We start from the raw sequence: 21,945 nt of genomic DNA, 5'->3' as shown, positions 1-21,945 counted from the left end.
TGTAATACGTAGGTGACGTACTACGTAGGAGGAATCATGCGAATGAACAGCAAGGGGCAGGTCACCATCCCCGCCAGGCTGCGCGCCAAGCATCACCTCCACGAAGGCGACGAGCTCGAGGTGATCGAGGACGGCACCGCGCTGCGGATCGTCCGGGCCCAGGGCAGCGAGACGCACGGCCAGCGGCTCGTCCGCGAGATGCGCGGCAGAGCGACGACCGGCCACAGCACCGAGGAGCTGATGGAGTTGCTGCGTGGCGAATGATCGCCGGCTGCAATCCGTCCGACAGGTGTCGACCATGGTCGACACCTGTGTGCTGCTGGACATCCTCACCGATGATGCGAAGTGGGCCGACTGGTCCGCCACCGCGGTGGCGGATGCCAGGGATGTCGGCGACCTGGTGATCAACCCGATCATCTACGCGGAGGTCTGCGCCGGCTTCGACCGGATCGAGGATGTCGACGCAGCGTTGCCCGCAGCCGACTTCCTGCGCGAGGCCCTTCCTTATCCAGCAGGGTTCCTCGCATCCCGGGCCTTTGTCACCTACCGAGGCCGAGGCAGTCTGAAGAGCTCGCCACTGCCCGACTTCTACATCGGCGCACACGCGGCCGTGAACCGGTACCGGCTGATCACCCGCGACACAGCGCGCTTCCGGACCTACTTCCCGAGCATCGAACTGGTGGCGCCCGAGTAGGGCGGGCCAGCTAAGGTACGGACTTGCGTGGTGTGATCGCGTGGTTCGGAATTGTGGCTAGAAGGGGCTTACGTGTCCATCCTCACCGGGTCTGACATTCTCGTCACCGGAGGCACCGGGTCCTTCGGCCGGGCGTTCATCAAGCATGCGCTGGAGGACCTCGATCCGCGGCGGATCATCGTGTTCAGCCGGGACGAGTTGAAGCAGTGGGAAGTACGGGCTGCGTTCGGGGACGATCCGCGGTTGCGGTTCTTCCTGGGGGACGTGCGGGACCGGGCCCGGCTGATGCGGGCGATGCACCGGGTGGACTACGTGGTGCACGCGGCGGCGCTGAAGCAGGTGGACAGCGGTGAGTACAACCCGTGGGAGTTCGTCCAGACCAACGTGATCGGCTCGCAGAACGTGATCGAGGCAGCGATCGACTCCGGCGTCAAGCGCGTCGTCGCGCTGTCCACCGACAAGGCGTCCAGCCCGATCAACCTGTACGGCGCGACCAAGCTGACCGCCGACAAGCTGTTCATCAACGGCAACCACTACGCGGCCGCGTACGAGACGCGCTTCAGCGTGGTCAGGTACGGGAACGTGATGGGCAGCCGGGGCTCGATCATCCCCAAGTTCCGCGCGCTGCACGAGGCCGGCCAGTCGCTGCCGATCACCGACCTGCGCTGCACCCGGTTCCTGATCACGCTGCCCGAGGCGGTCCAGTTCGTGGTCGACTCGTTCGAGCTGATGACCGGCGGCGAGCTGTACGTGCCGCGGATCCCGTCGATGAAGGTGACCGACCTGGCCGAGGCGATCGCCCCCGGCGCGACCATGCACGACATCGGCCTGCGCCCGGGCGAGAAGCTGCACGAGGAGATGATCAGCCCGGAGGAAGGCCGCCGCGCCCTCACCCTCGGCAACCGCTTCGTCCTCCAGCCGGACCTCGCCAGCTGGGGTTATGCCGCACCGGCTGAAGGCACCCCGGTCGTCGAAGGCTTCCACTACGCCTCGGACACCAACGACCAGTGGTACTCGATCGACGAGATCCGCAAGATCCTCCTCGAGGACTGAGCTCGATGCTTCCCTACGGTCGTCAGTCGATCTCCGAAGAAGACATCGAAGCAGTCACTGCGGTGCTCCGAGGTGACTGGCTCACCACCGGCCCCGCAGTGACCGCCTTCGAGACCGCCATCTCCGAACTGACCGGCGGCCACCGCGCGGTCAGCTGTACTTCGGGCACGGCCGCCCTCCACATGGCGTACGCCGGGCTGGGCGTCGGCCCCGGCGACGAGGTCGTCACGACCCCGATGACCTTCGTCGCGACCGCATCGACCGCCGCGATCCTCGGCGCCAAGATCCTCTTCGCCGACGTCGAGGAGGACACCGCCCTGCTCGACCCGGCCGCCGTCGACGCGCTCACCACGAACCGCACCAAGGTGATCGCCGCTGTCGACTACGCCGGCCACCCGGCGGACTACGACGCTCTCCAGCCGATCGCGGACCGGGTCGGCGCGAAGACCCTCGACGACGCGGCCCACTCGGTCGGCGGGTTCGCGCAGGGCCGACCGGTCGGCGACTTGGCCGACGTGACCACGCTGTCCTTCTTCCCGACCAAGAACCTCACCACCGGCGAGGGCGGCGCCGTCGTCGCCAAGGACCCGGCCGTTGCCCAGCGCGTCCACGAGTTCCACTTCATCGGGCTCGTCCGCGATCCTTCACGATTTGCCATCACCGACGAAGGCCCCTGGCACCAGGAGGTGCACGAGTTCGGCGTGAACTACCGCCTGACCGACCTGGCCTGCGCCCTCGGCCTGTCCCAGTTGCGCCGGCTCGCGGCCTTCAAGCAACGCCGGGCCGAGATCACCGCGAAGTACAACGCAGCTCTGAGCGCAGTAGACGGCCTCCGTACGCCGGTGCAGCGCCCCGGCGTCGATCCCGCCTGGCACCTCTACCCCGTGCGGGTGCTCGGCGATCGCCGCCGCGAGGTGTTCGAGGGCATGCGCGCTGCCGGGATCGGCGTCCAGGTGAACTACATTCCTGTCTACTGGCACCCGGTCTTCGCCGAACTGGGCTACCAGCGCGGCCTGTGCCCCAACGCGGAGCAGTTCTACCGCGAGGAGCTCTCGCTGCCGATGTTCCCCGACCTGACCGACGCCGACGTCGACCGGGTCATCGAGACACTCACGAAACTGGTGGCCTAGCTTGTTGATGGTTGGGGCAGAGATGCTCAACTGGTCTGATCTGCGGCCAGCCGACGGCCGTCCGGCGACTGGCGGCCCCGCGACGGCCGCACTGCTGGACGCCGTACTGCGGCCCACCGACAAGGTGTTCGTCGCCGGCCCGCATTCGTTGGAGCTGCTCGACCTGATCGCCACCAAGGTCGCCACCGTCGACGTGCTGGTCCGGTCCGCGCCCGACGCCGAACAGATCGCCCGCGTCGTCAGCGGCCGCGTCTTCTGCGGCGCCCTCGACCGCTTCACCGGCACCGACCTGTACGACGTAGTCGTAGCCCTCGACGGATTGCCCCGACTCGTCGGCCCCGACACCCCGTCGATGACCTGGACCGAAGGCCTCGCCCTGCTGAAGGCCCGGATGGCCCCGCGCGGCCGCCTCCTGCTGGCCGCCGAGAACGCGTTCGGGATCGAGCGCTTGATCCAGCCCGACGTCACCGCGACCGTGCCCCGCAACGCGGACTGGCCCGGCGTCGTCGGCGGCACGGTCGAAGCACCGGTCGGCCTGGCCGCGATCCGGACCGCGCTCGGCGCCCTCGCCTCGGCGACGACCGTCTACAGCGTCTACCCCGATCTGGTCGCGGCCGATCTCGCGATGCTCACCCCGGCCGGCCCGCTCACCGCCGCCGCCATCGGCCGGTCCGTCGCCGCGCGGCACAGCGGCGCGACGCTGATGGATCCCTATCGCCTGATCCAGGATGCGATCGCCGCCGGACTCGGTCGCGAGCTTGCGCCGGTCTGGTACTTCGTCATCGGCGACAAGGCGCCAGAAACCCTTCCTGCACAGTCGATTCCGGCCGGCGAAGGCGTGCTGCTGGAAGAACAGTTGCTGGCAGCACTGAAGGTCGACGACCAGGCAGCTTTCAGACGTGCCGTGCCTGCCTATGTCACTTGGCTGCGCTCGCTGGATCCGGAGTCGGCGGCGATCGCTTCCCCCGACAACGTGATCGTGGACGGTACGAAGTACCGGCTGTTCGGCAGTGGCGTTGTGGTGTCGGGTGGCGCCGTGGAGCATCTGGCGCGGTTCGTCCGGCGGGCGCAGGAAGCGGGCTCCCGGCAACCATGGTCGGGCGACACTCAGGCATTGACTGCACGACTCGCCTCGATGGCCGGACTGTCGATCGAAGGCGAGCTGACGGTTGCCCTCGACAACCTTCGGCCGCAGGGGCAGGCCGAGCAGCTCGCCACCATCGCGCGGCTGTCGCAGGAGCTGGCCGACGCGAACGAGCAGGCAACCTGGTTCGAGAGTCAGCTGGACGGGATCCGGCGCTCCCGGCCGTACCGGATCGGTCACGCGGTGCTCAACCCGGCCCGGGTGGTCGTGAAGCGGCTGCGGCGGCTCTGATGCACCACGCCAACCACTTCTACGGCCACGCGCACGTGATGGCGCAGTACGCCGGGCTGCACGGTTCGCCGCGGATCTGGGGTTATCTCCAGCACGGCTGGAACATCCTCGACGGGTTCGCGTACAACACGGCCTTCGTCGCCGGGATGCCCAAGTTCGTCTGGTCGGACAGCGTCCGGCGCCGGGGTTTTTCGATGGGGCTGCGCAACCAGTCGGTGATCGGCGCGCCCTGGCTCTACCTGCTGCGTAACCATCCTGAGCTGGCGACTCCCGCCACTGATGCCCAGGGCACCATTTTCTACCCGTTCCACGGCTGGGAAGGTCAGCATGTGCTCGGCGACCACGGCCGGATCGTTGCCTCGATCAACGAGCACGAGCAGGGCCCGGTGACGGTTTGCCTGTACTGGAACGAGTACCAGAACGAGGCGATCCGGCAGGTCTACGAGCAGGCCGGCTTCCGGGTCATCACGCACGGGTACCGCGGCCTGCACTGGCGTAAGACCGACAAGGACTTCCTGCTCAAACAGCTCAAGGAGCTCCGCAAGCACCGCCGGGTCGCGTCCAACCGGCTCAGCTCGGCGGTTCTGTACGGCGCGTCGCTCGGATTGCAGCCAGGGGTCTACGGAGACCCTATGCTGCTGGAGAACGAGCACCCGTCGTTCGGCGGACAGGCCCGGATCAAGCGGCTGTGGCCAGAGATGGACCAGCCGTACGTTCCGTTGCCGCAGGCCCGCGAGTTCACCGACACCGAGCTCGGCGTCGAGAACCTCGCCCACCCGGCGGAGATCCGCGAGATGTTCCAATGGACTGTAAAGAAAGCGTTTCAATGAACATCGGCATCATCACCCAGGCTCGCGCGACCAGCACCCGGCTGCCCGCCAAGGTGTTGCTCACCGCGGCCGGGCGGACCTATCTCGAGTACCACCTGGAGCGGCTGACCCGGACCGGACTGCCGGTGATCGTGGCGACCACCACCAACGTGGACGACGACCCGATCGTGATCCTCACCGAGAAGCTGGGCCTGCCGGTCTTCCGGGGCAGCGAGGAGGACGTGCTGTCGCGGTTCGCGGGCGCGGCTTCGCAGTACGGGCTGGATGCGGTCGTACGGGTCACGTCCGACTGCCCGTTGATCGATCCCGAGGTCGTTGCCGCGGGCGTCGACCGCTGGCGCGCCGAGGACGACGAGGGTCTGTACCTGTCGAACTGTCTCGAGCGGACGTACCCCCGCGGCATGGATTACGAGGTGTTCTCGACCGCCCGGCTGCTGGAGGCCGATGCGAAGGCGACCCTCCAGGCCGATCGCGAGCACGTGACGTCATATCTGCACCAGAATCGGGCCGGGGATGTCCGCCTACTGAACCTGCCATGGGCGGGCGGCGGGGCCCAGTACCGGCTGACTCTGGACACCGAGGACGACCGGCAGCTGCTCACGGCGCTGTACGAGGAGTACGACGCGGGCGACCTGAACTGCGCGGATCTGGTCGCGATTCTGGACCAACATCCCGAGCTGGCCGCGCTCAACGCGCACATCGAGCAGAAGAAGCTCGGCGAGTAACGCCCCGCGAGGCGGTGGCTACGGCATGATTTGCGGTGATGACCACCGATGACTCAGCACGCGCGCACTCGTTCGGCGCCGTCGCGGCCGCGTACGACGCGGGCCGGCCGACGTTCCCTGCCGACGCGCTGACCTGGATCCTCGGTCCGGGGCGGCTGCAGATCCTCGATCTCGGCGCCGGTACCGGCAAGCTCGCCCAGGTCGCCGCCGCGCTCGGGCACGACGTCGTCGCGGTCGATCCGTCCGAGGAGATGCTCGCCGTCTGCCGCAAACTGGCCGGCGTGGACACGATGGTCGGCGCCGCCGAGTCGATCCCGCTGGCGCACGCCTCGGTCGACGCGGTGATCGTCGGACAAGCGTTTCATTGGTTCGACCACGCTCGCGCGCTGCCGGAGATCGCCCGCGTACTACGCCCGCACGGCGTCCTCGGCCTGCTCTGGAACCAGTCCGACACCGTGGTGCCGTGGGTCCGCCGGCTGCACCGCGCGATGATCGGCGAGGATTCCCCGGCCGGCCAGGACGAGTTCGACCCGATGCCGACGCTGCTCCAGTCAGACCTGTTCTCCATGGTCGAGACAGCCCGGTTCCGGCACTGGCACGACCTCGACCGGAACGGCTTGAAGCAACTGGCGCTGTCGCACTCGCGGATCGCGGTCCTGACCGAGTCGCGGCGGGAGTCGGTGCTGGAGCAGATCGACGCCATCTACGACGGCACCGCCCGGCCGCCCGAGCCGCTGCGGATGCCGTACTTCACCAACTGCTACCGCACCCGCCCGAGCGACCTGGCCAACTACCGCCGCACGATGGCCTGACCTCGCTCTCCAGCCTTTGGCCTGAAAACGTTTTTGTTGCTTTCAGACACAAACTGCTCCCCAGCCGCTAACGTGCCCTTGTTCGCGTTCCGGAAAAAGGGGTGCAGATGTCCGAGGAAACTGGGCACGAGCGAGAAGCTCGTGCGTATGAGGTCGTGTACGAGGCGAAGGACTTCCAGGAGCTGAAACGCCGGTACAAGAACTTCGTCGTCCCGTGGACGGCGGCGTTCATGATCTGGTACCTGGCCTACGTCGCCTGCAACAACTGGGCCCGCGGCTTCATGAGTCACCGGATCGGCGACACCCACATCAACGTGGCGCTGGTCTTCGGCCTGCTCCAGTTCGTCTCGACCTTCGTCATCGCCGCGGTCTACGGCCGGTTCGCGAACCGCAGACTCGACCCGCTGGCCAGCGGCCTGAACGCCAAGTACAAGAGGGAGCGCCGCCGGTGAACACCCTGCTCGTCCCACTCGCCGACGCCGAGCCCGGCAACCAGGCGCTGACCATCTCGCTGTTCACCGCGGTCGTCGCCGTGACGCTGTACATCACCTGGTGGGCGTCCCGGCAGAACAAGACCACCGCCGACTACTACGCCGGCGGCCGCTCCTTCAGCGGTGCCCAGAACGGCCTCGCCGTCGCCGGTGACTACATGTCCGCGGCATCCTTCCTCGGCATCTCCGGCCAGATCGCGCTCTACGGCTACGACGGCTTCCTGTACTCGATCGGCTTCCTGGTGGCCTGGCTGGTCGCGCTGCTGCTGGTCGCCGAGCTGCTCCGCAACTCCGGCCGCTTCACGATGGCCGACCAGCTCGCCTTCCGGATGAAGCAGCGCCCGGTCCGTACCGCCGCAGCGTCCTCCACGATCGTCGTGTCGATCTTCTACCTGCTGGCCCAGATGGTCGGCGCGGGTTCGCTCGTCGGGCTGCTGCTCGGGGTGAAGAGCGAAGGCCTGAAGGCCGGCGTGATCGTGCTGGTCGGCGCGCTGATGATCATCTACGTGACGATCGGCGGCATGCGCGGCACCACCTGGGTGCAGATCGTCAAGGCAGTGCTGCTGATGACCGGCACGCTGCTGATCACGTTCCTGGTGCTGCTGAAGTTCGACTTCAACCCGTCGAAGCTGCTCGGCGCGGCCGCGGCACACTCCGGCAAGGGCGAGGCGTTCCTGCAGCCCGGTCTGCTGTACGGCAAGGACCTGACCGGCCAGATCGACTTCCTGTCGCTCGGACTCGCGCTGGTGCTCGGTACGGCGGGTCTGCCGCACATTCTGATCCGCTTCTACACCGTCCCGGACTCGCGGTCGGCACGGAAGTCGGTGCAGTGGGCAATCGGTTTGATCGGTGCCTTCTACCTGATGACGCTGGCGCTCGGTTTCGGCGCGGCGGCGTTGCTCGATACGGGCAAGTCGTCCGCGGTTGCCGCATCCAAGGGCAACACTGCGTCGGTACTGCTGGCCGAAGTGGTCGGTGGTGGAGCTGACTCGCTCGGTGGCGCCATCCTGCTCGCACTGATCGCCGCCGTCGCCTTCGCCACCATCCTCGCGGTGGTCGCCGGGTTGACGCTGACCTCGGCGTCGTCGTTCGCGCACGACCTGTACGTGAACGTGATCGCCAAGGGCAAGGTCACCGAGAAGAACGAGATCCGGGTCGCGCGGTTTGCTGCCATCGGCATCGGCGCCGTCGCCATCGGGCTGGCCATCCCCGCCCAGAAGCTGAACATCGCCTTCCTGGTGGCCCTGGCCTTCGCCGTCGCCGCATCGGCCAACCTCCCGGCGTTGCTGTTCAACCTCTTCTGGCGCCGCTTCAACACCTCAGGCGCGGTCTGGAGCATCTACGGCGGCCTGATCTCCGCTGTCGTCCTGGTGATCTTCTCGCCGGTCGTCTCCGGCAAGCCCACGTCGATGATCACCGGCGCCGACTTCGCCTGGTTCCCGCTGTCGAACCCCGGCATCATCTCCATCCCGCTGGGCTTCCTGCTGGGTGTCATCGGCACGTACGTCGGCAAGGACAAGTCCGCCGCGAACCGCTACAACGAACTCTCCGTCCGCTCCCTCACCGGGGCTGGCGCAGAGGGTCCGGGCAAGCACTAGGTATTTCCTGTACTACGTACGCCCACGACACCCCAGGTGTCGTGGGCGTACTGGCGCATGGCCCCACCCGTACTCGCGACGCGTGCCAGCGTCTTGAGCCCGCCCAAACCACTGGCGGCGGGACGCATCGAGTAGCTGACCCATCGAGCGTTGGTGCGACCGGCGCCTGGACCCACCCGTACTCGCGACGCGCACCGGCGTCTTGAGCCCACCCGAACTACCAGCGATGGGACGCATCGGGTGCATGACTCGTCTTGCATCGGTCGGGGTGACCCATAGGCCGCCGCCTGCTCGCGTTGGGTGGCGATGTCCTGAGCCCACCCGAACCACCGGGGGTGAAGTGCTCGACGCTGTCGGACGCGTGGTGCTAGACCCCGACCGGCCACGTCGAGCACCACGCCAGTTGCCGATCGGCCCCTCCCGCGGCTGCCCAGCTCGGGCGACGCGAGACGAGTCGACTACGCAGCCGCGCTTGACCGCCAGTGGTTCGGGTGGGCTCAAGACGCCGGGCCGCGACACGAGCACGGGTGGGGCTATGTGGGTGGGCCGATGGGGAAGGCTGCGGCGAAGCGATCTACATCCTTTGCTGTGCCTGAGGTCTTCAGTAGTCCAGACTTCAGGGCTGTGGCGCCGTCGACCTCGCCGGTGAGGAGGGGGGCGATGGGAGCGAAGGCCTCTAGTACGACGGCGCCTTCGAGAGAGCCCACGTCGACAGTCAGGTTGTCGGCGTCGATGAGGGCGTGGATGGTGATGTCGCCGAAGTGGAGTTCGTACTTTGCCTTCAGGCGGGACGGGCGGAAGGTGGAGCGCAGCGCCATCACCAGGATGTCGGGGGTGATGATCTCGTCGGGGCGGAGCTCGCCCAGGGAGCGGGCGCCCCAGCGGCCAAGCGCCAGTACGACGTCTTCCAGGTCGGCGCCGTACGAGGTCAGCTCGTAGACGATCGCGCCGGACGGGCGCGGGAGGATGCGGCGTTCGACCAGGCCGGCCTGTTCGAGTTCTTTCAGGCGGGTGGCGAGCACGTTGGTGGGGATCTTCGGCAGGCCGGCGCGCAGATCCGTGTAGCGCTTCGGGCCGACCAGGAGGTCGCGCACGATCAGCAGCGCCCAGCGCTCGCCGACCAGTTCCAGCGCGCGGGCGACCCCGCAGTACTGGCCGTAGGTCTTCGTCGTCATATCGACCACCCTACTCCCCTTGACAAAGCTTACTTGTTTTTATGAAGCTTAGTGCATGGCAACCATGAGCAAGCAACAGCGCGAAGAGTTCCTGGCCGGCACCCACGTGGGCGTCCTGAGCGTGACCGGCGAGCCCGGCCGGCCGCCGACGAGCGTCCCGACGTTCTATGCGTACGAGCCCGGCGGCGACATCACGATGTTCACCGGCACCCAGCGCCGCGCCCCGAAGCGGATCGAGCACATCAAGCAGGCCGGCGTGGTGTCCTTGGTCGTCCAGCGCGAAGAGATGCCCCCGGCGTACGTGACCGTCGAAGCCGAACTGGTCTCCATGACCAAGCCGACCCCCGAGCAGATGCTCACGATCGCCCGCCGCTACATGCCCGAAGAGCACGCCCAGGGCTACGTCCAGACCGAACTCGGCGACCCCGGCAACCTCGTCACCCTGATGACGTTCCGCCCCACCCGCTGGCTCACCTCCGACACCTCCCGCTGACCCCCGCCCCGAACTACTGTCAACCCTCGTGCTTCGACTGCTGACGACGACCGTCGCCCTGACCCTCGTCATCACCGGATGCTCAGTGACCAGCACCGACTCGCCATCGTCAGACCACCCGACCCCGGCCGGCCTGCCGAGTAGTACACAGCCGAGCACGGCGCACTCGAGCATTGCGCAGCCGACCAAGGGCACAACACCTTCGGTCGCACCGCTGTTCGAGATCGTTGCCGGCGGCGGTACCGAAGCCGACGCGAAACAGGCGCTCGACGCGAAGATCCTCGGAGCGGCCTGGGATGTCGAGTTCGCGCCGGACGGTACGGCGAATCTGCTGATCAACGCGGACGACCACAAGCGGCTGGAGCGAATCCGGCCGGACGGCACCCGCACAGTGGTGCCGCTGGACCAGGCCTGGCGGATGGGCACCGAGATCGCGGTCGGGCCGGACGGCTCGACCTACGTCGATCTCTGGATCGGCACGAAGAAGAACACCATCTATCGGATCAAGCCCGACGGCAGCCGAGAACCGGTGATCGACTACGACACGGCCCTCTCCGGCTTCGACGGCCTCGGCAACCGGCCAACCAGCGAGACGACCGGCGAGCCGACGCGCAAGTTCACTGCGTTCACCGTCGACACCGACGGCCGACTCGTCTTCGCCGCGGATGTCAGCGGGGCAGGCAAGGCCGGCGCGGTGGTTCGCCGTATCGAGGCCGACGGGACGGTACGGACGATCGCGGGCAGGCCCGCCGACTTCACCACTGCTGCCGCCGCCAAGGCGGCAACGCCGGCCGCGATCCGGCCGCCTGCCGACACCCGCGCCCTGGACTGGACCACGACCGCCGCGATGCACATCGACGAACTGGAGACCCAGCCGGACGGCACCTTCACGCTGGGGATCGAAGGCGTCGGCAGCAGCGGCGTGGACTTCTCGGTCCTGGCCATCACCGCGTCGGGAACAGTCAACGGACTCGCGGCGTCCCAGCTCACCGGCTCCGCGAGCTTCGGCGCCCCGGTGGCGGAGACGCCGTTCACGCGGGAAGGCCACATCCAGGCCATCGGCGTCATCAGCTACGGCATGTCGGCCGCTGACGGACTGCTTGCGGTGGGCACCACGCAGGAGCCGCCGCAGGACACCAGTCAGTACTACAACGGCAAGTACACCCCCGGGCAGAGGGCGATTCTCGACAAGGCCCGCGGCAAGGCGATCCGGCTGATCCGGCCGGACGGCTCCTTCTCGACTGCGGCACTGGGCGCCGATTTCGCGCTGCACGGTGGCTATCTGTACGTCGTGTGCCGCGACTTCCTCGCCAACGAACTGGTGCTCGGCCGGGTCAAGATCCCCGCCTGAGCCGTTCGAGCACCCCGCATCGACGCAAACCGTCCGGTCATGAACCGTTGACGCTTGTGTAGCGCTGCCGTAACAATGAGCCAGCGCTGCGCAAGAAATCAGCAAACTTACGAAACTTCCGTAGGCATCGTGCAATTTTCTTGGCAGCCGTACCGCCCTCACCACCCCGCCCACCGGAGAGGCCCGGATGCCATGAGAACCCCACGTGCACGCTGGCGGCTGCTGGCCGCCACAGTCGCCGGCAGTCTGTTGCTGACGGCCGGACCGATGTTCGCCGCGGCCGGCCCGCACAGCAGCGGCTCGACCGCTTCGGCCGCGGTACTGGCCGGTCCCAACCTCGCGGCCGGCAAGTCCGCGAGCGCCAGCAGCAACACCCAGAACTACGTCGCCGGCAACGTCACCGACGGAAACCAGGGCAGCTACTGGGAGAGCGCGAACAACGCGTTCCCGCAGTGGGTCCAGGTCGACCTCGGCTCATCGGTCAGCACCAACCAGGTCGTGCTCAAGCTGCCGTCCGGCTGGGGTTCGCGCAACGAGACCCTCGCAGTACAGGGAAGTACCGACGGCCAGAACTTCAACGATCTGTCCGCGTCGGCGTCGCGCGCGTTCAACGCGCCGGGCAACACGCTGACGATCGACTACGGCAACTCGACCGCGCGGTACATCCGGATCCTGATCACCGCGAACACCGGCTGGCCCGCGGGACAGGTCTCCGAACTCGAGGTCTACGGCCCGGCGACCGGCGACACCCAGGCTCCCACCGCCCCGGGCAGCCTGGCCTTCACCGAACCCGCCGCGGGCCAGATCAAGCTCACCTGGACCGCCTCGACCGACAACGTCGGCGTCACCGGCTACGACCTGTACGCCAACGGCGCGCTGCGTACCAGCGTCGCCGGCAACGTCCTGACCTACACCGACACCCAGCCGGCCAGCACCTCGGTCAGCTACTTCGTCCGCGCGAAGGATGCCGTCGGCAACCAGTCGCCGAACAGCAACACCGTCACCCGCGGCGGCAGCAGCGGACCCGGTACCAACCTCGCGCTCGGCAAGCCGATCACCGCGTCCGGCTCGGTCTTCACCTTCGTCGCGACCAACGCGAACGACGACAACGTGCAGACCTACTGGGAAGGCAACGCCAACCCGGCCACGCTGACCACCCAGCTCGGCTCGAACGCCGACATCAGCTCGATCGTCATCCGGCTCAACCCGGACAGCGCGTGGGGCAACCGCACCCAGACGTTCTCGATCCTCGGTCGCGAGCAGAGCGCGTCCGGCTTCAGCACGATCGTCGGCTCTGCCTCGTACAACTTCAGCCCGTCGTCCGGCAACACCGTCACGATCCCGGTGAGCGCGCGGATCGCCGACGTCCGGCTGAACTTCACCGCCAACACCGGCGCCCCCGCCGGTCAGGTCGCCGAGTTCCAGGTGATGGGCGCACCTGCCCCGAACCCGGACCTCACCGTCTCCAACGTGACCTGGACGCCGGCCGCACCGGTCGAGACCGACTCGATCACGCTGTCCGCCCGGGTCAACAACACCGGCACCGCGGCCTCCGGTGCGACCGACCTCAACTTCTACCTCGGTACGACGAAGGTCGGTACCGTAGCCGTCGGCGCCATCGCCGCCGGCGCATCCGCCACCGTCACCGCGTCGATCGGCGCTCGTGACGCGGGGAGTTATCCGCTGAGCGCCAAGGTGGACGAGTCGAACACGATCATCGAGCAGAACGACGCGAACAACACCGGTAACAGCGCGAGCCCGCTCGTCGTCACCCCGGTCGCGAGCTCCGATCTGATCGCCTCCGCGGTGAGCTGGACCCCGGGCAACCCGGCCGCCGGCAACACGGTGACGTTCTCGGTCGCGATCAAGAACCAGGGCACCATCGCCTCGGCGTCCGGCGCCCACGGCATCACCTTGACCCTGCTGAGCGGCAGTACTGTCGTCAAAACCCTCACGGCCTCGTACTCCGGTGCGATTGCCGCGGGAGCCACCACCACGCCGGTCAGCCTCGGCACCTGGACAGCAGCCAACGGCCGGTACTCCGTCCGCGTAGTCCTCGCCGACGACGCGAACGAGCTGCCCGTCAAGCGCACCAACAACACCAGCGAGCGGCCGTTCTTCGTCGGACGCGGTGCCAACATGCCGTACGACCACCTGGAGGCCGAGGACGCCTCGACCGGTGGCGGCGCGGTCGTGGTCGGCCCGAACCGCACCATCGGCGACCTCGCCGGTGAGGCGTCCGGCCGCAAGGCGGTCACCCTGAACTCGAACGGCGCGTTCGTCGAGTTCACCACCAAGGCGAGCACGAACACCCTCGTCACCCGGTTCTCCATCCCGGACTCGGCCGGCGGTGGCGGGATCAACTCGAGCATCAACGTCTACGTCAACGGCACCTTCCACAAGGCGCTCCCGCTTACCTCGAAGTACGCGTGGCTGTACGGCGCGGAGGCCGGCCCGGGCAACTCGCCGGGCGCCGGACCGGCCAGGCACATCTACGACGAGGCGAACATCATGCTGGACGGGACCTTCCCGGCCGGTACGAAGATCAAGCTGCAGAAGGACCCGGCCAACACCACCACCTACGCGATCGACTTCATCGACACCGAGCAGGTCGCGCCGGTCGCCAACCCGGGTGCGGGTTACGTCGTACCGGCCGGCTTCACGCAGCAGGATGTGCAGAACGCGCTGAACACGGCGCAGCAGAGCTCAACCCTGCAAGGGGTTTACCTGCCGGCCGGTGACTACCAGACCTCTGGCAAGTTCAACGTGAACAGCCGCGCGATCAAGGTCGTCGGCGCCGGTCCCTGGTACACCCGGTTCATCGCGCCGACCGGCCAGACCAACACCGACGTCGGGTTCGACGCCGCCTCGTCGGCGAACGGGTCGACGTTCAGCGGCTTCTCGTACTTCGGCAACTACGACAGCCGCAACGACGGTCCGGGCAAGGTGTTCAACTTCAACGGCACCTCGAACATGACCATCGACAACATCTGGATCGAGCACCAGATGTGCCTGTACTGGGGCGCGAACACCGACAACTCCACGATCAAGAACTCGCGGATCCGGGACACCTTTGCCGACGGCATCAACATGACCAACGGCTCGGCCGGCAACCTGGTCAGCAACAACGACGCCCGCAGCACCGGTGACGACAGCTTCGCGCTCTTCAACGCCGTCGACGGCGGCGGGGGCGAGGTCCGGGACAACGTCTTCGAGAACCTCTCGGCGACGCTGACCTGGCGGGCGGCCGGCTTCGCGGTCTACGGCGGCACCAACAACATCTTCCGCAACCTGTACGTCGCGGACATGCTGGTGTACTCCGGGATCACGATCAGCTCGCTCGACTTCGGCATCCCGATGAACGGCTTCGGCGCCACCCCGCCGACGCGCTGGGAGAACATCTCGGTGGTCAGATCCGGCGGCCATTTCTGGGGAGCGCAGACCTTCCCGGGGATCTGGATCTACTCCGCCACCAAGGTGTTCCAGGGAATCCGGATCAGCGATGTGGACATCGTGGACCCGACCTACAGCGGGATCATGTTCCAGACCGACTACGTCGGCAGCAACAACCCGCTGTTCCCGGTCACCGACACCATCCTCACCAACATCACCATCTCCGGCGCCCGCAAGTCCGGCGACGCGTTCGACGCCAAGTCCGGCTTCGGCATCTGGGCCAACGAACTCCCAGAACCCGGCGAAGGTCCCGCCATGGGCAGCGCCACCTTCAACAACCTCACGTTGTCCAACAACGCGGTAGACATCCGCAACACCACAACAACCTTCACCATCACCCGCAATTAGCCGCATACAACAAGGAGCGGCCGCCGAAACCCAATCCGGCGGTCGCTCCTCATGTTGCGCGGACCCGGCTCGCCCACCGTCCGGTAGGCTGCCGGGCCAACTTCCAAGCGTCTCTCCTGAGGCGAGGCATTTGAAGACTACAAGGATTTCCACGCCTTGCACCGGCCATATCATGGGGCAGTTCGAACTGCCCCACGAATCCCCTCGGTCAACCACCAATCCCCTGCCAGGCTTGGACTTTGCGTTCCAGGCCCTGGGGGAATCCAAGCAATGCCGATCCACGTCTTCGTCGACGAAACCAAGACCCGCGGCCTGCTCATGGCCGCCGCGCGCTGCCAGGCGGGCGAGGTCGCCGTTCAGCGCAAGGCACTCCGCGGACTGTTGCTACCAGGACAGGAACGCCTGCACTTCCGCCACGAGAGCAACGCCCGCCGGAAGAAGATCCTCGGAGTGATCGGCGGTTTCCACGCCCTGGTTGACCTCTATCACGCGGATGGAGACATGGTGGCTGCCCGACGGCGCTGCCTCCGAGCCATCGTGCGCGACTCAGCGACCGCCGAGCTGCTGCTCATCGAACGCGACGAGTCCACCATGGACAGTGATCGGCAGGTAATCCACGCGGCGATCCAGCGTTTGGGATGTTTCGACCTGCGCTGGAACCTACTCGTCCCCAAGGCAGATCCGCTGCTATGGATCCCCGATGCCGTTGCCTGGGCATGGATGCACGGCGGGCATTGGCGACAGGCAGTGTCTGACTTCAGCCAGCTGCGTCCGCTCTGAACGCGCGAAACCCGGCTCACCTACCGTCCGGAAGGCTGCCGGGTCCACTTCGAGGGGACTATTCTGTCCCCAGGCATCACCAACTATACAAGCCGGTTGACGGTCAGGCTTTGATTTTCTTCATCTGCCCCAAGGTGCCCCGGGGTTGCCCTGTGGTTAGTAGGCGGTGGGCTGTGGGGGTTAGGGAGTGGTGGGCTGTGCCGGCTGTGCGGTGGGTGGTTAGGAGGCCGGCGTTGCGTAGTACTCGGGCGTGTTCGCTTGCCGAGGCTAGGGAGATGCCTGTGCGGCGGGCCAGTTGGGTGGTGGTGGCGCTGGTGGTCAAGGCGCGGAGGACTAGGGCTCGGGTGCGGCCTACTAGGTCGGCCAGGGCGTCTACGGCTTGGTCGTCGGGTAGGGGCAGGTCGAGGGTGGGGTAGATGAGTACCGGGCGGCGGCCGGGGACGTCCAGGGCTAGGGCTTCTGGGGTTAGGGAGGACGGGTAGAGCGTCAGGCCGCGGCCTTCCAGGTGGATGTCGTAGGTGGGACCGGGGGCTAGCCCGTGGGTGGTGAGGATGGGGGCGTTCCACTCGATGTCGGGGTGGAGGGTGGTGAGCAGGCCCTCTACTCCGCCCTGGAGCAACGCGCGGGAGCGGAGGGCGAGGTCGGCGCCGTAGCGGCGTTCCAGTTCGACGCCGGAGGGGACGAGTACGTGCTCGTGGAACGCGCGGACCGCGTTGCCGAGTGCTCGGCGGGACTCGGCGTTGCCCGACAGCAGGCCTTTCATGAAGACGTCGACCTCGGGCGGCAGGTACGGGCCGAGTTGGTCGCGGACGACGTCGGCGGGCGTGTCCATCAGCATTGCCAGGGCCGGCTCGAGTCCGGGCGAAGGCACCTCGGGGGTGAGGAAGTCCGGGACGCGACCGGTCGGGCTGATCAGTTTGAAGAGGGGTCGCATGGAGGGCCGGAGCAGCGGCGCCGCCTCGCGCCGCCAGCGTCGGCCGGCCGGCGGCATCGGTCGCTCCCCCAGCGCGCGAGCGGCCAGAGCGGCCTCCCAGAGCGGCTCGGGCTCGGCCGGGAACGTCACCCGAGCCAGGTCCGCCGGACTGAAGTGAAGCCGCATCATCCCCCGATTGTGCCCGTCAACCGGTCCGTCCGGACCCCCACTTCGGCCCTGCCCGAAGCAGCCGTCCCCGGACCGCCGTCCTCCCGAAGCACCCGGCGTGACATACGACTTCGGGCGTGGCCGAAACCGGTCGAGTCGGGGGCCGGGCCGCGGTCAGGGTGGCGGGCATGATTCGTCGACGTACTGCTACCACTGTCCTGCTGGCTGCTCCGCTGATCGCTGCTGGTGTCCAGCCCACTGCCCAGGCTCACCACCAGTACCACCAGCGTCCGGAGACGTACGTCGTCTCGACCACCCCCGGCGATACCCCGGAAGGTATCGAGGTGACCCGGGACGGGACGATCTACGTCACCAGCGTCGGCACCGGTGCCGTCTACCGCGGTACGGTCCGTGCGCCGAGGCTAAAACCGTTCCTCCCCGCCGGCAGCGACGGCCGTACGACGGCCACCGGGATCCACGTCGACCGCTGGGGTCGAGTCCTCGTCGCCGGCGCCAGCACCTCCAAGCTCTACATGTACGACGCCCGCGGCCACCTGCTGGCGATCCGACCGGCCGCCGAGGGCTCGTTCCTCAACGACTTCACCTTCACCGAGGACGCCGTCTACGTCACCGACTCGGCCCACAACCAGATCTGGCGGGCCGCCCTCACCAAGGACGGCCTCGGCCGCCTCAGGCCCTGGCTGACCCGCGACAAGATCCAGCCGACGCCGTACTTCCTCAACGGCATCGTCACCGACGGCCACCGGCTGCTGGTGGGCGAGCAGGGCCAGGACGTCACCTACAGCATCAACCTGCGCACCAAAGCGGTCACCACGCTGGAGATCAGCGGCGCGAACGGCATCCTGTCCGGCGACGGGTATCTCCTCGAAGGCCATCGCCTGTACGCCGTCTACAACGCCGGCGGCGGCAAGTACGTCACCAGGCTCGCCCTGCTCAACCGCGACTGGACCAAGGCGCAGGTGCTCGCGGATTCGATGCCTGGGGCAACCAATGCCACCCCGACCACGATCGCCCGGGACGGTCACCGCCTGCTCTGGGTGAACAGCCAGCTCGACGCCAAGCCCGGCACCCCGCCGTACACGGTGACTGTCGTCCCAGGGCTCAACTAGAAACTAGAGCTCGTCGGCCATCCGGGACAGCACGGCGCCGGCCGACAGCAGCAGTGCCCGCTCGTCGTCCGACAGGCGGTCGAGCAGCTTGGTGAGGTCGTCGACCGCGTGCTGCCCGGCCGCCTTCACCATGTCGTCGCCGCGCGGGGTCAGTACGACGGCAGTCGCGCGTCCATCCAGTACGTCGGGCTGACGCCGCGCCAACCCCGCCGCTTCGAGCCCGGCGACAGTCGTCGTCGCGGTCGGCTGCGAACACGGCACCCGGGCCGCGATCTCACCGATCCGGATCGGTTGCTCGTCCCCGATCAGCCGCAGCGCGATGAACTGCGTCGGATGCAGTGCCCTGGTCTCGCCGGTCCGGCGCAGATGGCGCACCACCCGGTGCATGCCGACCAGCAACCGCAGAGTCTCTTCCGCCAATGCGACCACCTCCCCCATGTCCCGAATTGGCATCGTGGCACGGGCTCAGGCTCAATCCGAGGCTCTCGATCGCGAATTGCATCAACCTGCAAAAGGCCGCTGCTCGTTGGTCGGCCCAACGGAATAGACTCCGGTTGTGGCGACGGGTGACGAAGCAGGGCCGAGTGAGCTGGCAGGGATGCCCAGCTGGTTGCTCACGCAGAGTGCGATGCATGCGCAGCGGATCATCGGGGAGACCTTCGCTGCGGGGAACGCCCGCGGGTACCACTACCGGCTGCTCGCGACGCTGGCGGAGTACGGGCCGGCCAGTCAGGCGTCGCTCGGGCGGCGTACCGGGATCGACCGCAGTGACGTGGTGGCCGCCATCAACGAGCTGGCCGACCTCGGCTACGTCGTACGGTCCCCCGACCCCGCCGACGGCCGGCGCAACATCATCACCCTGACCGCCGCTGGCGAAGTACAGCGTGAGCGACTGGAAACCCTGGTCCGGGCGGCCCAGGACGAGCTGTTCGCCCCGCTCTCCCCCTCAGAGCGGGGCCAGCTCGCTGCCCTGCTGACCAAAGTCCTCGATCACCACCAAGGGCTAGCGGACCGGTAGCAGAGCACGAGCCGACGCCTGGGTACGCCGTACGCGGCGCTCCCGGGCGTGCACCCGGCGACGCGCCGCCCGGGACAAGCGGCGCTTGGGGGCCTCGGTCGTCACTTCACCCTGCTGCGACATCGCGACTCCTTCATCGATCGGCACATCAGGTCCGATGCGCGCAGCCGCGATCCGGTTCCCGCCGGTCGGCGTGATTCCGGCCCGTTCGGCGCAGATCGGGGGCAGCTGGGCGAGGCACCAGTACCGCGGCTGGTCCGGCGTTGGTAGAAAGGTGCAGTAGCGCGCAGTTTCGCGCTGAAGACTTGCAGCTCTCAACGAGGAGTCCGCGACGTGACCAGTTCCGAGTCCAACCCGTCCGATGCGCTGTCGAACCTGATGCACGAGGAGCGCCGGTTCGAACCGCCCGCCGAGCTCGCCGCGAACGCGAACGTCAAGGCCGACGCCTACGCGGCGGCCGAGGCCGACTTCGAGGGCTTCTGGGCGGAGCAGGCCAAGCGGATCAGCTGGGCCGTCGAGCCCACCGAGACACTCGACTGGAGCAACGCGCCGTTCGCCAAGTGGTACGCCGACGGCAAGCTCAACGCGGCGTACAACTGCGTCGACCGGCACGTCGAGAACGGTCTCGGCGACAAGGTCGCCTACTACTTCGAGGGTGAGCCCGGCGACACCCGGGAGATCACCTATGCCCAGCTCAAGGACGAGGTCAGCAAGGCGGCCAACGCGCTGCTCGAGCTGAACGTCAAGGCCGGGGACATCGTCGCGATCTACATGCCGATGATCCCCGAGACCGTGGTCGCGATGCTGGCCTGCGCCCGGATCGGCGCACCGCACACGGTCATCTTCGGCGGCTTCTCGTCCGAGGCGCTCAAGGACCGGATCCTGGACTGCGACGCCCGCGTCGTGATCACCTCCGACGGCGGGTACCGCCGCGGTGCCCCGGCGGCGCTGAAGCCGGCCGTCGACGCCGCGCTGGTCGACTGCCCGGACGTCCGCAACGTCCTGGTCGTCAACCGGACCGGCCAGGAGACCGCGATGGTCGCGAACCGCGACCTGTGGTGGGAGGACTTCGTCGGCAAGCAGTCGACCGAGCACACGCCGGAGGCGTTCGACGCCGAGCACCCGCTGTACGTGATGTACACGTCGGGCAGCACCGGCAAGCCGAAGGGCATCCTGCACACGACCGGCGGCTACCTGGTGGGCACGTCGTACACGCAGTGGGCGGTGTTCGACCTCAAGCCGGAGACCGACGTCTACTGGACCGCTGCCGACATCGGCTGGGTCACCGGCCACAGCTACATCGTGTACGGCGCGCTGGCCAACGCCACCACGTCGGTGCTGTACGAAGGCACCCCGGACACCCCGCACCAAGGCCGCTGGTGGGAGATCATCCAGAAGTACAAGGTCTCCATCCTGTACTGCGCGCCGACGGCGATCCGCACGTTCATGAAGTGGGGCAAGCAGGTCCCGGAGAAGTTCGACCTGTCCAGCCTGCGGGTGCTCGGCTCCGTGGGTGAGCCGATCAACCCGGAGGCCTACATCTGGTACCGGGAGAACATCGGCGGCAACAAGACGCCGGTCGTCGACACCTGGTGGCAGACCGAGACCGGCATGCACATGATCTCCCCGCTGCCGGGCGTGACGGCGGGCAAGCCGGGTGCCGCGATGAAGGCGATCCCGGGCGTGAGCGTCGATGTCGTCGACGACGCGGGCAAGTCGGTGCCGAACGGTTCCGGCGGCTACCTGATCATCGACAAGCCGTGGCCGGCCATGCTGCGGACGCTGTGGGGCGACGACGAGCGGTTCAAGGACACGTACTGGTCGCGCTGGCCGGGCGTGTACTTCGCCGGTGACGGCGCGAAGAAGGACGAGGACGGCGACATCTGGCTGCTCGGCCGGGTCGACGACGTGATGAACGTGTCCGGCCACCGGCTGTCCACCACCGAGATCGAGTCGGCCCTGGTCTCCCACCCGAAGGTCGCCGAGGCGGCCGTCGTCGGCGCCTCCGATCCGACCACCGGCCAGGCGATCGCGGCCTTCGTCATCCTCCGCTCCGAGGCGGGCGACGGCGGTCCGGACGTCGTCCAGGAGCTCCGCAACCACGTCGCGAAGGAGATCGGCCCGATCGCCAAGCCGCGGCAGATCATGGTCGTCGCCGAGCTCCCCAAGACCCGCTCCGGCAAGATCATGCGCCGGCTGCTGCGCGACGTCGCCGAGAACCGCGAGGTCGGCGACGTCACCACGCTGGCCGACAGCACGGTGATGGACCTGATCAAGACCAACCTGGAGTCCGGCAAGTCCGACGAGGACTGACACCCACTCCACCCAGCAGCCTGTACGCCGGTGTTCGGCGTACAGGCTGCTGTTTTATCCGGTTGCTCCCTCGACTCCAGCGCTGCTGGAATGAC

Annotated in this window: 21 protein-coding genes; 17 read left to right on the top strand and 4 right to left on the bottom strand. The window is 67.6% G+C overall.

Annotated features, from left to right (window positions below):
* The first annotated feature begins 36 nt into the window (after window positions 1-36).
* From ACIA12_RS23550 to ACIA12_RS23505, 10 genes are all read left to right on the top strand, one after another.
* The gene (locus ACIA12_RS23550) at window positions 37-264 is read left to right on the top strand and encodes an AbrB/MazE/SpoVT family DNA-binding domain-containing protein (RefSeq protein WP_396369178.1); all 228 of its coding nucleotides are present in this window, start codon (window positions 37-39) and stop codon (window positions 262-264) included.
* Window positions 254-694, top strand: a complete 441-nt coding sequence (locus ACIA12_RS23545) for a type II toxin-antitoxin system VapC family toxin (protein WP_396369177.1) — start codon at window positions 254-256, stop codon at window positions 692-694. Before ACIA12_RS23550 ends, ACIA12_RS23545 begins: the two co-directional genes overlap by 11 nt.
* 72 nt (window positions 695-766) lie before the next feature.
* The gene (gene pseB, locus ACIA12_RS23540; protein WP_396369176.1) at window positions 767-1,747 is read left to right on the top strand and encodes a UDP-N-acetylglucosamine 4,6-dehydratase (inverting); all 981 of its coding nucleotides are present in this window, start codon (window positions 767-769) and stop codon (window positions 1,745-1,747) included.
* A 5-nt stretch (window positions 1,748-1,752) separates the two neighbouring features.
* Entirely contained in the window at window positions 1,753-2,877 is a 1,125-nt protein-coding gene (locus tag ACIA12_RS23535; RefSeq protein ID WP_396369175.1) for a DegT/DnrJ/EryC1/StrS family aminotransferase, read from the top strand.
* Between the two features lie 22 nt (window positions 2,878-2,899).
* Complete coding sequence (locus tag ACIA12_RS23530; RefSeq protein WP_396369174.1) at window positions 2,900-4,252, top strand: hypothetical protein; 1,353 nt, start codon at window positions 2,900-2,902, stop codon at window positions 4,250-4,252.
* Entirely contained in the window at window positions 4,252-5,082 is an 831-nt protein-coding gene (locus ACIA12_RS23525; protein WP_396369173.1) for a hypothetical protein, read from the top strand. Before ACIA12_RS23530 ends, ACIA12_RS23525 begins: the two co-directional genes overlap by 1 nt.
* Complete coding sequence (locus ACIA12_RS23520) at window positions 5,079-5,807, top strand: cytidylyltransferase domain-containing protein (protein WP_396369171.1); 729 nt, start codon at window positions 5,079-5,081, stop codon at window positions 5,805-5,807. Before ACIA12_RS23525 ends, ACIA12_RS23520 begins: the two co-directional genes overlap by 4 nt.
* Before the next feature lie 38 nt (window positions 5,808-5,845).
* On the top strand, window positions 5,846-6,619 hold the full coding sequence (locus tag ACIA12_RS23515) for a class I SAM-dependent methyltransferase (RefSeq protein WP_396369170.1): 774 nt from the start codon (window positions 5,846-5,848) through the stop codon (window positions 6,617-6,619).
* Window positions 6,620-6,726: 107 nt separating this feature from the next.
* On the top strand, window positions 6,727-7,071 hold the full coding sequence (locus ACIA12_RS23510; RefSeq protein ID WP_396369169.1) for a DUF485 domain-containing protein: 345 nt from the start codon (window positions 6,727-6,729) through the stop codon (window positions 7,069-7,071).
* On the top strand, window positions 7,068-8,708 hold the full coding sequence (locus ACIA12_RS23505) for a cation acetate symporter (protein ID WP_396369168.1): 1,641 nt from the start codon (window positions 7,068-7,070) through the stop codon (window positions 8,706-8,708). The genes ACIA12_RS23510 and ACIA12_RS23505 overlap by 4 nt, the downstream gene beginning before the upstream one ends.
* 533 nt (window positions 8,709-9,241) lie before the next feature.
* Here ACIA12_RS23505 and ACIA12_RS23500 read toward each other — a convergent pair.
* Window positions 9,242-9,883 carry a winged helix-turn-helix transcriptional regulator gene (locus tag ACIA12_RS23500; RefSeq protein ID WP_396369167.1) on the bottom strand — a complete coding sequence of 214 codons (642 nt, stop codon included), beginning with the start codon at window positions 9,881-9,883 and terminating at the stop codon, window positions 9,242-9,244.
* A gap of 64 nt (window positions 9,884-9,947) precedes the next feature.
* Here ACIA12_RS23500 and ACIA12_RS23495 point away from each other — a divergent pair, with 64 nt between their 5' ends.
* The 4 genes from ACIA12_RS23495 to ACIA12_RS23480 all read left to right on the top strand — a co-directional run bounded on the left by ACIA12_RS23495 (window position 9,948) and on the right by ACIA12_RS23480 (window position 16,308).
* Window positions 9,948-10,376: a pyridoxamine 5'-phosphate oxidase gene (locus tag ACIA12_RS23495; protein WP_396369166.1), complete on the top strand. Its 429-nt coding sequence runs from the start codon at window positions 9,948-9,950 to the stop codon at window positions 10,374-10,376.
* A gap of 28 nt (window positions 10,377-10,404) precedes the next feature.
* Window positions 10,405-11,727: a hypothetical protein gene (locus tag ACIA12_RS23490; RefSeq protein ID WP_396369165.1), complete on the top strand. Its 1,323-nt coding sequence runs from the start codon at window positions 10,405-10,407 to the stop codon at window positions 11,725-11,727.
* Between the two features lie 192 nt (window positions 11,728-11,919).
* A complete protein-coding gene (locus ACIA12_RS23485) occupies window positions 11,920-15,528 on the top strand; it encodes a discoidin domain-containing protein (protein WP_396369164.1) in 3,609 nt (1,202 codons plus the stop codon).
* 270 nt (window positions 15,529-15,798) lie between these two features.
* Entirely contained in the window at window positions 15,799-16,308 is a 510-nt protein-coding gene (locus ACIA12_RS23480; protein ID WP_396369163.1) for a hypothetical protein, read from the top strand.
* A 103-nt stretch (window positions 16,309-16,411) separates the two neighbouring features.
* Here ACIA12_RS23480 and ACIA12_RS23475 read toward each other — a convergent pair whose 3' ends face one another.
* Entirely contained in the window at window positions 16,412-17,410 is a 999-nt protein-coding gene (locus ACIA12_RS23475; protein WP_396369162.1) for a winged helix-turn-helix domain-containing protein, read from the bottom strand.
* A gap of 167 nt (window positions 17,411-17,577) precedes the next feature.
* On the opposite strand from ACIA12_RS23475, the gene ACIA12_RS23470 reads away from it, so the two are divergent.
* Window positions 17,578-18,519 carry a superoxide dismutase gene (locus ACIA12_RS23470; protein ID WP_396369161.1) on the top strand — a complete coding sequence of 314 codons (942 nt, stop codon included), beginning with the start codon at window positions 17,578-17,580 and terminating at the stop codon, window positions 18,517-18,519.
* A gap of 3 nt (window positions 18,520-18,522) precedes the next feature.
* On the opposite strand, the gene ACIA12_RS23465 is transcribed toward ACIA12_RS23470, so the two are convergent.
* A complete protein-coding gene (locus ACIA12_RS23465; protein ID WP_396369160.1) occupies window positions 18,523-18,972 on the bottom strand; it encodes a MarR family winged helix-turn-helix transcriptional regulator in 450 nt (149 codons plus the stop codon).
* Window positions 18,973-19,075: 103 nt separating this feature from the next.
* Between ACIA12_RS23465 and ACIA12_RS23460 the strand changes: the two genes are divergently transcribed.
* Window positions 19,076-19,537 carry a MarR family winged helix-turn-helix transcriptional regulator gene (locus ACIA12_RS23460; RefSeq protein ID WP_396369159.1) on the top strand — a complete coding sequence of 154 codons (462 nt, stop codon included), beginning with the start codon at window positions 19,076-19,078 and terminating at the stop codon, window positions 19,535-19,537.
* Here the strand turns inward: ACIA12_RS23460 and ACIA12_RS23455 are convergent.
* Window positions 19,523-19,660 (bottom strand): hypothetical protein, encoded by a 138-nt coding sequence (locus tag ACIA12_RS23455; RefSeq protein ID WP_396369158.1) that lies wholly within the window; start codon window positions 19,658-19,660, stop codon window positions 19,523-19,525. The two genes, ACIA12_RS23460 and ACIA12_RS23455, sit on opposite strands and share 15 nt — an antisense overlap.
* A gap of 255 nt (window positions 19,661-19,915) precedes the next feature.
* Here ACIA12_RS23455 and acs point away from each other — a divergent pair, with 255 nt between their 5' ends.
* Entirely contained in the window at window positions 19,916-21,850 is a 1,935-nt protein-coding gene (gene acs, locus ACIA12_RS23450; protein ID WP_396369390.1) for an acetate--CoA ligase, read from the top strand.
* Window positions 21,851-21,945: the final 95 nt, after the last annotated feature.

The organism is Kribbella sp. NPDC051620, assembly GCF_044453825.1.
Classification (GTDB): Bacteria; Actinomycetota; Actinomycetes; order Propionibacteriales; family Kribbellaceae; genus Kribbella.
Note: the sequence above shows the minus strand (reverse complement) of the source record. Positions and strands in the feature narration are given on the sequence as shown.

Excerpts from the sequence above, each read along its gene's own strand:
- ACIA12_RS23550 (WP_396369178.1), top strand. The coding sequence starts at position 37 with ATGCGAATGAACAGCAAGGGGCAGGTCACCATCCCCGCCAGGCTGCGC.
- ACIA12_RS23535 (WP_396369175.1), top strand. The coding sequence starts at position 1,753 with ATGCTTCCCTACGGTCGTCAGTCGATCTCCGAAGAAGACATCGAAGCA.
- ACIA12_RS23530 (WP_396369174.1), top strand. The coding sequence starts at position 2,900 with ATGCTCAACTGGTCTGATCTGCGGCCAGCCGACGGCCGTCCGGCGACT.
- ACIA12_RS23525 (WP_396369173.1), top strand. The coding sequence starts at position 4,252 with ATGCACCACGCCAACCACTTCTACGGCCACGCGCACGTGATGGCGCAG.
- ACIA12_RS23520 (WP_396369171.1), top strand. The coding sequence starts at position 5,079 with ATGAACATCGGCATCATCACCCAGGCTCGCGCGACCAGCACCCGGCTG.
- ACIA12_RS23515 (WP_396369170.1), top strand. The coding sequence starts at position 5,846 with ATGACCACCGATGACTCAGCACGCGCGCACTCGTTCGGCGCCGTCGCG.
- ACIA12_RS23510 (WP_396369169.1), top strand. The coding sequence starts at position 6,727 with ATGTCCGAGGAAACTGGGCACGAGCGAGAAGCTCGTGCGTATGAGGTC.
- ACIA12_RS23500 (WP_396369167.1), bottom strand. The coding sequence starts at position 9,883 with ATGACGACGAAGACCTACGGCCAGTACTGCGGGGTCGCCCGCGCGCTG.
- ACIA12_RS23495 (WP_396369166.1), top strand. The coding sequence starts at position 9,948 with ATGAGCAAGCAACAGCGCGAAGAGTTCCTGGCCGGCACCCACGTGGGC.
- ACIA12_RS23485 (WP_396369164.1), top strand. The coding sequence starts at position 11,920 with ATGAGAACCCCACGTGCACGCTGGCGGCTGCTGGCCGCCACAGTCGCC.
- ACIA12_RS23480 (WP_396369163.1), top strand. The coding sequence starts at position 15,799 with ATGCCGATCCACGTCTTCGTCGACGAAACCAAGACCCGCGGCCTGCTC.
- ACIA12_RS23475 (WP_396369162.1), bottom strand. The coding sequence starts at position 17,410 with ATGATGCGGCTTCACTTCAGTCCGGCGGACCTGGCTCGGGTGACGTTC.
- ACIA12_RS23470 (WP_396369161.1), top strand. The coding sequence starts at position 17,578 with ATGATTCGTCGACGTACTGCTACCACTGTCCTGCTGGCTGCTCCGCTG.
- ACIA12_RS23465 (WP_396369160.1), bottom strand. The coding sequence starts at position 18,972 with ATGCCAATTCGGGACATGGGGGAGGTGGTCGCATTGGCGGAAGAGACT.
- ACIA12_RS23455 (WP_396369158.1), bottom strand. The coding sequence starts at position 19,660 with ATGTCGCAGCAGGGTGAAGTGACGACCGAGGCCCCCAAGCGCCGCTTG.
- acs (WP_396369390.1), top strand. The coding sequence starts at position 19,916 with ATGCACGAGGAGCGCCGGTTCGAACCGCCCGCCGAGCTCGCCGCGAAC.